7 protein-coding genes are annotated in these 14924 nt (G+C 51.7%); 1 reads left to right on the top strand and 6 read right to left on the bottom strand.

From position 1 onward, the window contains the following. Positions 1-24 precede the first annotated feature (24 nt). Together ACYVHB_RS27530 and ACYVHB_RS27525 are read right to left on the bottom strand one after the other, a co-directional pair. Positions 25-3393, bottom strand: coding sequence for a DUF5107 domain-containing protein (locus tag ACYVHB_RS27530; RefSeq protein ID WP_461055108.1), 3369 nt, complete (start codon positions 3391-3393; stop codon positions 25-27). An 18-nt stretch (positions 3394-3411) separates the two neighbouring features. After that, positions 3412-4788, bottom strand: coding sequence for a sugar porter family MFS transporter (locus ACYVHB_RS27525; protein WP_461055107.1), 1377 nt, complete (start codon positions 4786-4788; stop codon positions 3412-3414). A 113-nt stretch (positions 4789-4901) separates the two neighbouring features. Here ACYVHB_RS27525 and ACYVHB_RS27520 point away from each other — a divergent pair, with 113 nt between their 5' ends. Next, entirely contained in the window at positions 4902-5777 is an 876-nt protein-coding gene (locus tag ACYVHB_RS27520; RefSeq protein WP_461055106.1) for a helix-turn-helix domain-containing protein, read from the top strand. A 126-nt stretch (positions 5778-5903) separates the two neighbouring features. Here ACYVHB_RS27520 and ACYVHB_RS27515 read toward each other — a convergent pair whose 3' ends face one another. Genes ACYVHB_RS27515 through ACYVHB_RS27500 form a run of 4 tightly spaced genes read right to left on the bottom strand, consistent with a single transcriptional unit; the run spans position 5904 to position 14863 of the window. Beyond that, positions 5904-8537 carry a glycoside hydrolase family 127 protein gene (locus ACYVHB_RS27515; protein WP_461055105.1) on the bottom strand — a complete coding sequence of 878 codons (2634 nt, stop codon included), beginning with the start codon at positions 8535-8537 and terminating at the stop codon, positions 5904-5906. Positions 8538-8581: 44 nt separating this feature from the next. Next, entirely contained in the window at positions 8582-10138 is a 1557-nt protein-coding gene (locus ACYVHB_RS27510; RefSeq protein ID WP_461055104.1) for an ADP-ribosylglycohydrolase family protein, read from the bottom strand. Positions 10139-10159: 21 nt separating this feature from the next. After that, positions 10160-11740 (bottom strand): RagB/SusD family nutrient uptake outer membrane protein, encoded by a 1581-nt coding sequence (locus ACYVHB_RS27505; protein ID WP_461055103.1) that lies wholly within the window; start codon positions 11738-11740, stop codon positions 10160-10162. Positions 11741-11770: 30 nt separating this feature from the next. Then, positions 11771-14863, bottom strand: coding sequence for a SusC/RagA family TonB-linked outer membrane protein (locus ACYVHB_RS27500; RefSeq protein WP_461055102.1), 3093 nt, complete (start codon positions 14861-14863; stop codon positions 11771-11773). Between the last annotated feature and the right edge of the window lie 61 nt (positions 14864-14924).

Here is a 14924-nt window from a genome sequence, read left to right as displayed (position 1 = left end):
GAAGCACTATTGAACCCCATCTTTTCACGCGTTGATTGGTATGCCGCCCACCCGGGTAGCCAACAGCCGTTGCAACAGCACTTCGTGCACGGTAGCCCCCTGGTGGCTTTTTTCCATTTCCAGCACGGTCCCCAACTGGTCTTTCGCTTCGGCATAGTGCTCCAGACCTAAGTAACCTAAACCCTGTAAATAGTGACAATGAATGCGGTTGCGCTTGGTCAGGTCATCATCGAAGATGAGCAGGTCGGGTAGGGATACGGCGAAGAAATCCAGTTTCACCTCGTCGGTCAGGTGTTTTTCGCCGTAGGTTACCAACGTCCGAAAGCGGAGTTTGGCGTCCGCTTCCCGGCCCAGTTTGCGTAGGGCCAGCCCCTGATAAAACAGGGTTTCGGGCCGCTGATCATTGTAAAAGATGGCCGGTGCCGGCTGGGCACTTCCGGCCGACGCTTTTTCCCAGTAAAAGCGGGCTTGTTCGCTATCACCCAACCCTTCAAGTGCCGCGCCCAGCCAAAAATGAATGTCATTCTCCTGCGCACCAAACAACTTGCCTTCGCCCAGGTTAAGCGGGTAAATCTCCGCTGACTGTAACAAAGTAACGGCCTCCTGGAATTGGTCTTCGGTTAGTGCCTGTTTCGCCCGTTCCACCAGTGCCTGACTGTATTGCCCCGAAACTTTGCCTTCACCGCCTTCCCAGGGATGGAACGTGCGGGTGGCCAGTAAACGGGCGGCTTTCTCGTAGCTACCGATCAGATTATGCAGCGTCACCCACTCGATATACAAGTCATCTCGCTCCCCGATCAATTGCGGATAGGGCGAGAGGGAATCCAGCCGTTCCGCTACCGGTCGGTTCAGGCGTTTATAAAGCTGGTCGAGTTCGTACAGCACCCGGGCATCGGAAGGGTCGAGCCTGAAAGCGGTTTCGTACGCGTTCACGGCCCTGTCGGCTAAACCACGCCGGTTATAGTAGGCCAGTCCGAGGTTGCGATGCACCGTCGGAAATCCCCCAAAAATAGCCCGCGACGTTTCCCAGGCATCGATGGCGTCGGCGTATTGCCGCTTATCGTACCACAGGTTGCCTAGGTAATACCAAGCTTTGTAATCGTCCGGCAACTGGGTGATGACCCACTTGAGCACCGCGATGTCGGCCAGTCTATTCGGAAAAACGCGGTCTGGCGAGCAGCTGAAGCCCCGCTGCGCCCAGTGGTAAGCGGTTTTGGTGTCCCCGGCCTGCGCCGTGAAATAAGCGAGGTAATAAAACAGGAGCGGATGCGAAGCCGTTTGGGTCAGACGACTTAGCAGCGACGTAGCCTCCTCAAACAACCCCGCCTGCCCATAGTCGATGGAAATTTCTACGTAGGTATGAACGTTATCGCGCATCTCCCGACGGAGCTGGTCCAGATACGCTGCGGCTCGTTGCTCGTCGCCTTTTTCCTCCAGAAGTAGATACCGTTCATTAGCCGCCCCAAAATCCAGCGGGTCAATGGCCAGCGTTTCACGGACGAGCGTATCGGCCTGGGTGAGTCGGTTCAACTGGCGTAGCAGGGCGGTTTTAAGGTGACGGGCCTGCCAGCCGTGGTAGTTTCGGATCATGGATTGATCCGCGTGTTCCAGTGCAATCGTGTACTCACCCTTTCGGGCCGCTAAGCGAGCCAGTTGCAGATACGCCTTATCCTGCCAGGCTACGTTCCAGCAGGCTTTGTAGAAAAACGTATAGGCCTCCTCTACTTGGTTCTGATAAACTAGTGAAAGACCCAAATTATAGAGTGGTTCACCGTCGTAGGGATTAGGGTTATGCCGGGTCAGCGTTTCCACCGCCTTACGGAAATACGGCTCGGCTTGGGCAAATTGCCCCCGGCGCAGGTACCACAACCCCAGCGCGTTATTGTTCCGGCTATCCGAAGGGTCCCGGCTCAGGGCTTCCTCGTAGTACGGAACGGGCGAATACGTCGCGTGACGGTACTGTTCCAGGTGGAGTCCGGCCAGATAAAGGCTCTCGGTAGTCAACAGAGCCGATGGTTCTCCAAGGGGTAGGGCCGGGGCGGGGATAGCTTCCCCCTGCCGGGATACGGGGGTGTAACTCACCAACAAGCGCCCCGTGCTGTCGGCTACGGTTACCGTTAGCTGTTCGGGTAGGATACCACCGGGTAGGGCCAGTTGCTTTGCGTATGTTTTGACGGGAGAAAGATCAATTGTGTCGTCGAGCAGCACGGCTTTGCCCGCTACTAAGCGAATCGAAACAGCGTTCTGTACAGCCGTTACGTACACCTTTACGGTTATTGTGGCGGCTTCTATTTCCAGGTTGACTAAGGCATCGATGGTGGCATTTTTTACGTACCCGACGTTTTTGTAAGGTATAAAATACTGCCGGAAGGTGCGGGTTTCGTTCGGCATAATCCAGCCAAAATCGGGCTGGTTATCAGTAAAAACGCCCGTCATCAATTCAAAATACGGCCCGTCGTCGTCGGTTAGCTGGCGGTCCCAGGCCTGCCCGAATTCGCCGTGGCCCCAGGTCCACTGCTTTTTACCCGGCGAAACGTGGTGATTCGCTACGTGCAGAATGCCCGCCTGTTTGCCGTGGTTATAGCCGCCCACAAAGTCGAAGGCGGAGTTAATGGCCATGTAGGAGGTCGGCACCGGGACGTTTTTGTACCAGGAGATATCGGTGCCCGGCGCGTAGTTAACCTTATAATAGGTTCCTGTTGCGATAGGAAAGGATGAGACGTCGCGCTTACCATGGTCGAATACCGCGTGTACGTCGGGCGGGAAAACGGACTGGTAAAATTCATCGACCGACACAGCGGGGTTGGCCCACCAAAGAAAAGTTTGTGGTAAGGGCGTCCGGTTATACAACTGACCGGTAATTTCAAGATAAGCCTTATCCGGGAACAGGGTAAACCCGGCCATGCCCTTCGTCTGGAACATCCGTTCGATTTCACTCACCCACACGGTTTGGCTCCCATCGGGATTCGCTTCGATGCGATAATCGACCGCATCGAAGGTGCTGGGGCGGTGATGCTGGGGCCAGTTAAACTCGATACCGCCCGAAATCCAAGGACCGGCAAGTCCCACCAGCGCGGGCTTGATGACCCGGTTGTAATAGACAAAGTGGTAATCGTTGGTTTTGTCTAAGGCCATCTGAACCCGGCCACCCAACTCCGGCAGGATCATGATTTTCAGGCACTGATTCTCCAGGAACAACGCCCGGTACACTTTATCGCTCTTTTCGTCGAAGACCTTGTCCACCACCGGATGCGGATAGACGACTCCGCTGCTGCCCTGATACACCCGCTTTTCCAGGAACATCGGGTTCTTGTCCGGCTCCCCGGTTCGGTAGGTTGGGATGGTAATCGTTTCTTCCCAGGCGCGTACGGCAGATGCAGAAAACTCGTTCATGTTGTCTAATAGATTTGGCTAAAGACCCGCGAATACGCCCTCTAATTCTTCCAGTGTCCTGCCTTTTGTTTCCCGAACGTTCCGGCGCACAAACCCGAAGCCAAGTAGACAAATGCCGGCGTACAGCCAGAAGGGACCGTAGGTGCCGAGGTATTGGGCCAGGATCGGGAAGGTAAATACAAGAATAAAGTAGGCTCCCCAGAGCGCAATCGTAGCAACTGAGATAGCCGTACCCCGGATTGAATTCGGAAAAATTTCGGCGATCAGCACCCAGGTAACGGGAGCCAGCGAGGTCGCATATACCGCAATCGCCAGCAGGACCGTACTGGAAATCCAGACCGCAGCCGCGTGGTTTTGGAGGAGCAGGGCCAGGACCACGTATAAAATGGCCAGCCCCAGCGAACCGATCAGCATCAGCGGCCGACGGCCCAGGCGATCAACCAGCCGCATCGCCAACAGCGTGAATACTACGTTGACGATTCCAATTGATACGGTTTCCAGCAACTGCCGGTCTAAACTGGCCCCAACGGACTCGAAAATGGTAGAGGTGTAATTGAATACGACATTGATGCCGCACAGTTGCTGGAATATGGCCAGGCCAATGCCCACCATGACGGCGGGCCGGACGCTCCGCTCGAAAACAGCGCCGAAGGCTGGCCACTCAAACACGGGCCGCCCGTTGGTGGGCTGGATAATGGTCCAAACCGATTGTTGAATCTCGTGCAGTGTCTGCTGCCCGTACGCTGGGTTGCCGATCTTGCTCAATATGAGCTGAGCCTTCTCCAAACGACCCACTTGTACTAACCAGCGTGGACTTTCGGGCAACCACAAAACGCCGATAAAAAACAAAATAGCCGGGGCAACGCCTAACCCGAACATCCACCGCCAGGCCTCCGGGCCGTTATCCGAGAGTTGATAGTTGACCAGATTAGTCACAAGCACTCCAATGACGATGGTGAGTTGATTAATGGCGACATTCCGACCCCGAACCGCAGCCGGCGATACCTCCGCGATATACATTGGGCTCAACATCGAAGCCATCCCAACCCCGATACCCGCCCCGAAACGCATCAGGACAAAATTGGTTAGTGAGCCTGCCAGCGCCATTCCCAGCGACGATGAGGCAAAGAGCAGGGCGGCCAGCAATAACCCCGGTCGCCGGCCGTAGCGGTCCGATAGCATACCAGCGATCAGGCAGCCTACAATGCAGCCTAAAGCCAGCGAGCCGGTCAGAAATCCTTCCCACCAGGCACTCAGCCCGAATTCGGTGCGCAGAAACGGCAGTGCCCCGGAGATGACGGCAAAATCAAAGCCGAACAAGTAACCGCCCAGCGCCGAAACGAAGGAGATGCCGAGGATATACCCATTGTTAACGGAAGCACCGGGAGCTGTCATTCGTAATTATTACCAGAATTTATTGCAAACTTCCGCTAGTTCTGGATAATTTAAAATGATGCTTTTGCCGAATAAACTGGATAATTTTACGGTTTACCTGAATAAGAGGATTCATGAAGAAAAAAGAAGGGTTCGACGGGCAGCGATCCCATATTTTGCCCTCCGATGTTGTTAAAGCAGTAAGTGTGCATCCGCTTTGCCAGGGATTGTACATCACTGATATTGGCTACTATCCCAAAGCTCGTTTTCACCATCGGGAGCGACGAAAAGGCAGTCAAGAGTGTATTCTCATATATTGTATTCAAGGGCAGGGCTGGTATCAACTGGATCAAGAAAAGCACGAAATCGCTGCAAATCAGGTCGTTATTCTGCCCGCCCGGGTTTCTCATCAGTACGGGGCTAATCCAGGTGATCCCTGGAGTATTTATTGGCTGCACTTCTCAGGCCAACAGGCCGATTCGTTCCGGCAGTTTCTGCACGGGAAGAATCAGACTTTACCTATTACCATTGTACCTAATGACGAACGGTTACGCCTGTTCGACGACATCTTCGCCCACCTGACGATGTCGTTCAACCCGGATAATCTTATTTTTGCGGTCAGTTGCCTTGCTCATTTTCTGGCCACCTTCCGGGAGTCTGTCTACAAGCAGGCCGTGCAGGAGGATACGGGTGATGCGGTGAGTACGTCCATCGATTTTATGAAGCATCATCTTCATCAGCCTTTAACGCTGGCTCAATTGGCCGATCAGGCGGGGCTTTCCATATCACATTATTCGGCTTTATTTCGGCGCAAGACGCAAAGTTCGCCGATGAATTTTTTCAATTTTTTACGGATGCAACAGGCGTGTCGTTTATTGGAAAACACTACGATGCGCATTAAGGAAATTGCGGCCCAGCTTGGATTCAATGACCCCTACCATTTCTCCCGGACGTTTCATCAATTTGTAAGGCACTCGCCCCGGCAATATCGTAGTATAGAAAAGGGGTGATTTTTAGCGTACGCTAAAAATCACCTAATTAAAATAAATCAGTTTGAAGTGAGATGAATAATATAGAGTAAAGACAAACGTGCAAGATCCAATTATCATTATTAGATGCACCCCATTCGGCCTTACTTACTGATCGCCTTTCTTTAACCAGACTGCCAGATCAGCCCCAGTCTGCCCGGCTTCGGCAAACGGTACCAGCATTAGATCAACGGGTTTACCAGCCACCATACCACGTGCACTATATACCTGTGAACCAACCCAGCCTTTCGGCAACAACGCTTTTGGTAAAGTCGTTAAGGTTGCGGAATTGATACTTACGTTTTCGAAGTCGTTGATCTGCGGATTCAAAGCATGATCCAGCGCCAGCACCTGAGGACCATTTTTGAGAGCCACAAAACCCGGATAGCTTTTGCCGCCATCGAGTAGTTGAGTATTCAAATCGAAAGAAACCTGAATAATCGATTTTTTATCCCAGACCTGTAAAAGGGTCAGGTATTGGCCTGGCGTTCCGGCAAACGATTTTCCATTAATAACGGCTTTAAAATTCCGACTCCATTCCGGTACGTGCAAGTTGATGGCAAAAGCGGTTCTCCGGTCAGGAGTCAGTGTAATGGTGGCTTGGCCTTCCTGGGGAAACGCAGAGTCGATCCGCAACTTAATACCAACCTCTTTTCCCTCGTTCGTGCGAATGTTGCTCTGCACCCCGCCCGCCGAATAGCTATTGACCGACAACCCATTATCGGAATTTTTTGTGAACATCAATTCGGGGATAATGGCGAATCCCCGCGGTATACTAGCTAAACAACAATGCGCGTCGATCGTACAGCGATAGGGCTTTTTGCCTTGCAGGGCAGTGTAGTAACTCACACAGCCCGTTTGCGGATTTTCAGCGGCAAACAGGTGGTTATAAATAGATTTTTCGAACTCGTCAACGTACTTTGCTTCACCCGTTAGCGCGTGCAGGGCCTGGCTCAACTGAAGCCAGGTTGTAGTGACGCAACCTTCGCCCATATGTACCTCATTGGTAGCAGGCAGATCAAAATCCTCCCGAAAGTACTCCCCGTGACTGGCCGTTCCCGTAATGTAGAGCTTGTGGGCGGCAATATCTTCCCAGGCCGTCTCGGCAGCTTTGAGCAAGGCAGCGTCGCCGGTTAACTGGTAGAGTTTAACAATGCCGACTAAATTCGACATCATTTCGTAGGCTTTCGCGTTGGCGGTTTTATCGACTTTGCCCAGGGTCGTCAGCGTAGAAATGAGTTTGGGGCCGTTTTCCGTCGTTTCATACGCATCAACAATATAGTTGCAAAAATCGAGGTACTTTGTATCACCCGTAAACCGGTAAAGCTCCGTCATGGGCTCCAGCACACTGCCCGAGGCCATGCCGACGTGTCCACCCGATTTCATGATGGCAAGCTTTCCCGGGGATTTGCCAAAGGTCCGGCAGAGCAAATCACCGATATTTTTAGAAGTTTCCAGTGCCGGTTTGTAGCCCGTTGCGGCATAATAGCTCAGTAAGCCCAGCAGGTCGTATTTATGCGCCCAGACGTCCCAGGCGGTCCAATACTTCTCGGGGAGATACGTCCCCAAGTAACCGTCTTCGAGTTGCGTAGCAATCAACACATCGACGATACGATCCATCTGAGTTTTTAGCTGCGGATTTTTGGAATATCGCCAGACGCGGCTGGCCGCATGCAGGTATTTCCCCGGATATTCACCCACCCAGGTTTGCTTGCCCGGCCGGTTGTAAAACCCTTCCAGAATGCCGTTTTCGTCGATATTGAGTAAACGTTGGGTAAGATTGGCCTTCAAACGCTCTTCCAGAAACCCACTAAACCGAACAGTCTCCGGGGCAAATGCCAGCGCCTTGTCGGGAATTTTTTGGGCAACCACCGGCTCCCTCCGCTGTTCGTTCGTTCGGTCGGCGGCCGAATAGGCCAAAAGGGTGTTGTAGTTCAGGGAGTCCGTAACCGCTTGACTTCGAAACCGGTAGTCGGCTTTGTAGGAACCTGCCCCATTGACGGTTACCGAATACGGAATCGATTGTTGGCTCGGTTGCCCGAGAACAATGGTGTGCGATTGCTGAAAAATGACGGTTTTACTTAATGAATTATAAACTTTTATGTCGAGTACCCCCGTCAGATTGACAACGGGCAAGATTGATTTTAGGGTCACCGATTTCGTAAGAACAGTCGGTGAAGACGCCCGTATGAAGGAAGGCCGGTCGGCCGTTTCGAGCGATACAACCGTCGAAAGTTTCACGGGGCCGCCGATGCTGTATGGCCCATTGGTAAGGCCACCGTTGCCAGATTGGTCTTCCACCCGAACAGCGATCACGTTTGGTTGATCCCACTGGATAAGCTCGAAGGGAATGACATAATTCCGGTTTACAGACTGTCCCACGGTATGCCCGATCTCCGTTCCGTTTACAAAAGTCCGGTCGTTGTCGTTGATTCTGCCCAGTCTAATGAGAACGCCTTTTAAATACGAATTGCTGATTTTCAGCAATGATGGCAATACGACGTTGGTGCGGTACCAGGCTACGCCGTCATAGTCAGCCAGCCCCTGACTTTCCCAGTTACTGCCCACCTTAATGGCTTTCCAGGACTGATCGTCAAAACTGGTTTCGGCATAGCAGGCATTATCACCCGTTTGCATTTTCCAGCCCGTCGATACGTCGACAGGCTGGGCTAGCGGTTGGCTATAAGCGGCAAAAGCGGGAAACAGGTAGATAAGAAAGGCAGCAATGCAGTATGGTTTCATAAATAAGGGTTGAAACAATGAGGGGGCATCTGTTCCTTTCTCCGCTACGTATTCGCCCTAATCGGTTTATTATCGTACGTGATCAGATTCGTCATGCGGATGGTGTACTCCGGATTGGGGTTAAGCACTTTGACCCGTATCGTGTGTTTACCTTTCGCTAACTGGTATTTCCAGAACAATTCATGACGGCGCAGGGTGAAGCTGATGGGTAATTTGGCCGTTTCAACCCGTTTGCCGTCCACAAACAGTTCAGCAATGAAAACAAAGTCCGTATTTGACCGTTCCCGCGTAGCAGTCGGCGTGGCCGTAGTGGCCTGACCCATTAGTACGAAGCCGACACCGTCAAAATCTAAGGTGTACTCATCAGTCAGCTCTTTCTGAACAGCCTTTTTCCCCGTTGGGAAATGACCCATAAATGCCTGCTCCAACCGCACCGCTTTCGGGGTCTGAACAGCAATGCTGACGTTATCACCCGACACTTGCCCGCCATTCCGTTGCACGACCTGCAAGGCATGTTTGAGACCCAGTTGGTAAACATCGTTCAGCGACATCGTGGTGTATTTGAAATCAATATCCTCGGCTTCCTCCAGGCCCATTGTCCAGTGCGCGGGTATTTTATCGTACCCCACCATCGTACCCAAAATACCACCCGCCGACGAGGGGTTGCAATCTGAATCCTGACCGCAGCGCGTACTGATTTCCATCGTTTTGGTAAAATCGCCCCCCCCGTATAGTAGTCCAATCACGATGTATGCCGCATTGACTTTCGCATCGATGTTGAAGGGAACGTGTACGCCGTCAGGACAGCCCACTTCGTCGGCCCATTTACGCTGGGTTTCGAACCAGGTTTGTTTCCAGTCGTTCGGATACTTCGCGTGCCACTTGATCACATCCGCAATGCATTGATAGAAAGTGCTTTGGGCGGGAATCGTTTTCAATGCTTCTTTTACCACGTAGTTAACGTCGGTCGAAACGAACGCCAGCGAATACAGGGCACCCACATACACCCCGCCGTACCAGCCATCGCCGTAGTTCATGATGTGGCCGATGCCGTCACCGATTTGGGCCGCCGTGTTGGGCATACCCGGTGCCATCAAGCCCGAGAAGTCAGCTTCAATCTGGAAATCAATGTCGTCGGCATGGGGATTGTTGAGCCAGTGGCCCGATTCGGGCGCTTTCATGCCGTTTAGAATGTTATACCGACCGGCCTGATTGGCGTGCCAGAGCATGTATTCAGCATTAGCGTACGCTTTGGCATGTGCTTCCGTGGCTGCATCGAGTCCTTCTTTTTCAAACACATCGACAAACGTCAGGTCCATATACAAATCATCGTACAAACCAGGATTATTGATCATCGTATGTTTGATGTAGCCATCGTACCACGGTATAGTCTGATAATCGTTGATCATCGTACCGTTGAACTTGAACTCCGTTGGGCCACCAAACGTGCAGCCAATCACCTGACCCGCCCAGCCACCTTTGATTTTATTCTGCAACGCCGCCTTTGACATCGTGACGGCTTTGAGCGCAGGTGCTGGTTTTGGCCGTTGAAATGCCGCTAAAGCGAACAGGCCAAGGGATAATAGAATTACTTTTTTCATGGAGTAAAACCTGGTTAGAAGTTACCAGTTTGGATTCTGCGTTAAGGTAGGGGTAAGTTCAATTTCCCGTTGCGGAATAGGCCACAGATAGTCCCGGTTTTTGTTGAATACCTTCACAAAAGCCGGTAATGAAATGGTTTTCAATTCGCCGGTCTGATCAGCATACGTCATTCCCAACAGTACGCCGGGAACCACCGTTTCCGCAATCCGCCAGCGCCGGATGTCGAAATACCGCAAGCCCTCAAACGCCAGTTCTACCTGACGTTCTTCACGGATTATCGTCCGAAGTTCGGCCTGTGAGCCCAGTTTGTTGATTGCGGGCATCATCACATCCGGCCGACTCCGTACTTTATTGATCGCATCCAGCACACTCTGATCGATGTCCCCCGCTTCAATTTTAGCTTCGGCATAGATCAGTAACACCTCCGCGTAGCGCATCAAAATCAGGTTGATACCACTGTTATTAGGCTGTTGCAAGTCATCTTTGTTGAGGTATTTCCGGGTATTAAAACCGGTTCCGGTCGAGTTTTCAGAATTACCGATGGCGTCGCCCGTACCGCTTCCCGGTCTGGAATCAAACTTTTTGCCGTTCGGCAATTCCGACCCCAGAACATATATAGAATGTCGCAACCGGGGATCGCGGTTGGCATACGGATCTTTCGGGTTAAAGCCGCTGGTTGGGTCGGTGATATCTTTTCCATTGGTCATTTTGTAGGCATCTACGGCTTGTTTGGTAGGCACAAAACTATTGACTTGAGGAAATACACTGTTCGGCGTCGTCAGACTAAAAATGTTGTTGGCCTGAATATCTTTGACGTGCTGCTTGTCGAAAATTACCTCCGCGTTGTTCTCTGCGGCATAAGTGAACAAGTTTTCGTAGGAAGGATACAGGCTGTATACGTTTAAATCCATGACCTGCTTAGCCGCAGCAGCCGCTTCTTTATACCGACCGGCATACAGCATCGCCCGGGCGTTCAGGGCTAAAGCCGCCCCTTTGGTGATCCGGCCTTTTTCGGATTGCGCAGTGGGCAGTAATGCCGCAGCTTCCGCAAATTCCTTGTTGATAAAATCCCAGACCTGCGTTACCGGGGTTCGGGTCAGCAGCCGGCTTTCTTCCACACTCAGGGGGGCTGTAATGAGCGGCACATCGCCGTACAGCGTAGCCAGTTTAATGTAAAAATAAGCCCGGAGCGTTCGTACTTCGCCCGTCAACCGGTTGATCAGCTCTTTGTTTGTGGTTGTTATTTTGTCAACATTTGCCAGCAACGCGTTGGCGGCCTGAATTCCTTTGTAGGCATCGTTCCATTCGTTTAGGATTTTGGCGTAAGTGGCGTCATAAGCCCCTTTCTCAATTACGGATTCTTCGCGCCACATGAGCGTTACGTGACCGATGTCCGACATGGCATCCCAGTTGGTATAGTTAGCGGCACTTTCCAGATACGTATAGACCGCATTGGTGGCCAGAATGGCGTCTTTCTCCGTTCTCCAATAAATTTCGGAGGAGACCCGGTCATTCGGAATCGTTTCCAATAAGTCTTCGTTGCAGCCAGAAAAAATACCGGACGCGATAAATAGGAAGAAAAGAGTTTTTATCGTTTTCATCGGATTCTGCGGTTGGAGTGAACAGAAAAATTAAAGCTGGATATTGACGCCCAGGGTGGATAAAGCTGTTTGCGGGTATCGTTCCGTGCGACCACCCGGCACGGTTTCGGGGTCCACGTTCCATTCGTTCAGAGCCGAAAAAGTCAACAGATTGGTGGTCGCGATATACACGCTCGCCCGTCCAATGCCTACTTTCCGAGTGAGCGCAGCAGGAATCTGATACATCAACTGAATATTTTTCAGGCGCAGATACGCGCCATTCATCAGGTCCCGGTCGGCCATCACAAAATTGCGAAGATCGTATTTAAGCGGCCTCGGAAAGCGGGCGCTGGGGTTTTCCGGAGTCCAGTAATTATCGGTAATCACTTTGTGGGTAAAGCCGCCCCAGATTCCCATTTCAATCAGGGCTCCGCCAATCCGGGCTTTCTGTTCGGCAACACCCTGGAAAAGCATATTCAGCGAGAAACCTTTGTACGTAAAATTCAGACTCGAACCAAAGGTATAAACCGGGAAGCTTTGCCCCAGATACGTCATGTCGGCGGGGCTGATTTTACCGTCGTTGTTCAAATCCAGAAATTTCACATCCCCCGGCATGACGCCGGTTCGCATGGTGGGGTAGTTCTTGATTTCTTCGGCAGTCTGAAACAAACCAGCGGTTTTGTAACCCCAAAAGGAGTTGATCGGATAGCCTTCCGCCGTAATGTAGCGCGTTTCGTTGCCGCCCGTGATGTAGGGGCCGGTTCCCGCCAGATTGACAACATTGTTGTGATTAATATTAAAGTTCAAGCTGGCATCGATGCCGAATTCCCCAAACTTGTTACGCGCTCCGACGGCGAACTCCCAGCCTCTATTGTCGACCCGACCGGCATTTTGGGGAGCAGGCAGCAAACCGAGTGTACCCGGTACCGGCAGCGTCAGCAGGATATCATCGGTTTTTTTGTTGTAATAATCGACACTCAATGAAAGCCGGTTGTTAAAAAACTGGGCATCAAGTCCAATGTTGGATTGGGTTGTTGTTTCCCACGTCAGATTCTGATTGGCAATCCGGGTTTGCTGAAACGTTTGGGCCGGCAAGCCATTGAATGAATAGACGCCCGAACTTAACGTCGCCAAACCACTGTAAAGATCGACGGCCTGATTACCGGTTTTCCCCCAAGAGCCTCTTAGTTTCAGCTCACCGACGTATTGGCCTAAATCACCCCAGAACTGCTCTTCTGAAATACGCCAGCCCGCCGATACGGATGGGAAAAAGCTGTAGCGGTTTTTGGACAAAAACCGCGAGGAACCGTCGTAGCGACCGTTGGCTTCAAACAGGTATTTATCCTTATAAGTGTAGTTGACCCGCCCGAAATACGAACGCAGTCCCCAGGTATATTCAACGCCCCCGTTGTTTTTAGTGGCGTCGTTCGTGCCTGATCCAATCGACTGAAGGTCATTGCTGTAGAAACCCTGGCGAAAGCCACTTAAGGACCGGCCTTTGTTTTCAATCTGCGAATAGCCGGCCAGCACGTTAAAGGTGTGACTGCCCAGGCTGGTGTTATAGTTGAGGAGGTTATTGATGGTAACTTCACGAACGTCATTTCTGGATTCGGTCAGGCTGTTGAGCGGCACGTTTTTCCGGATAACCGTAGGGTTGTAATAATCCCGTACTTCATAGCTGTTGGCATAATTCTTTCCGGTAATCAGGTTGATGCGGGCACCCAGTTGGGTCGTGAACGTCAAGCCTTTCAGTATTTGCCATTCACCCTTGAAATTCCCGAAAAGATATTCATCCAGCGTCCGTGCCGTGCCGGCCACTTCCGCCGACAACAATGGGTTATAGCCGTCGGAACTGATGCCATAGGTACCGTCCGGATAGCGCGGCACCGTCCATTGCGACGTTTGGAGCATCTTATTGAAGACGTCATTTTCATTGATGGGCGAAAGCAGGTTGTTCGAGCGGTAATTGATATCGGTTCCGAATTTCAGTTTAGGCGAAAGTTTATAATCCGTGTTCAACCGGATTTCGCCAATCTTTGATCCGGAATTGGCGATAATTCCCTGCTGATCCTGATACCGTACACTCAGCAAGGCCCGGATGGTTTCGTTTCCTCCGCTGACGGATAAGGAATGGTTAATCTGAGGTGCAGTACGCAACACTTCATCGTACCAGACATTGGGCAAGGGATACTTCAGCCGGTCGGTGGCATTGACGTATTCCTGAATATAGGCGTTGGTGAATAAGCCCGGTCCGCCGGTCGAGTTGGTCCAGGCAACCTGTTGCAGCCGCAGATAATCTTCCAGTCCCATGTGTACAGGATTGTTGTTAGACTTTTGCAGCGCATAATAACCGTTGTAGGAGATAGCTATTTTCCCGCTTACCGCTCGTTTAGTGGTGAGCAATATAACACCATTGGCTGCCCGTGAACCATAAATAGCAGTCGAAGACGCATCTTTTAAGACCGACACAGACTCAATATCCAATGGATTGATGTCGCTTAGCCGCTGTTCAATACCGTCAACAATCACCAGTGGTTCATTGGCTCCCAGCGTCGTGATTCCCCGGATACGCATCACCATGTTGGCTTTGCCAGGACCGGCGCCCTGATCCAATACCGTTAAACCCGGTATTTGGCCCTGCAATGCCTGCTGCACATTGGAAGTCGTTCGCTTGATAAGTTCAGGACCTTTTATAGCCGATACGGCCCCGGTCAATGATTCTTTTTTAATCGTCGAATAGCCTACCACGACGACTTCACTGAGGGCTTTTTCATCGGGAGCCAGTTGAACATCGACTGCTATACGATTGCCAACAACTACTTCCTGCGATAAATAGCCGACAAAGGAAAAAACCAGTGTCGCACTTCCATCGGAGATGTCCAGGCGGTATGCACCGTCTACATCGGTGGTTGTTCCGCGAGTTGAGCCTTTCACTAAGACACTGACGCCAGGAATAGCTTCTCCTTTATCGCCCGTCACCCGACCGCTCACCTGAATCTGGTTGAGCGGTTTAGCAACCAGCCCGGCTGTTGGTGAAGTAAGGAATGGCCCGGATGCCCAGGCCGGTGTCAGGCACAGCAGTTGACTAAAAAGCCCGATTCCCAAAAGGAAATGAAAGGCTTTGACTGGTTGAGATGGGTTCATTTGATGGAAGATTAGAGGGTTTACGCGTTTTTTGAGGTTGTTAGGACGTACGAACTACTCC

The sequence above is a fragment of the Spirosoma arcticum genome, from assembly GCF_054779955.1.
The sequence above is the reverse complement of the archived record's forward strand: the minus strand, read 5'-3'. Positions and strand labels throughout refer to the sequence as shown.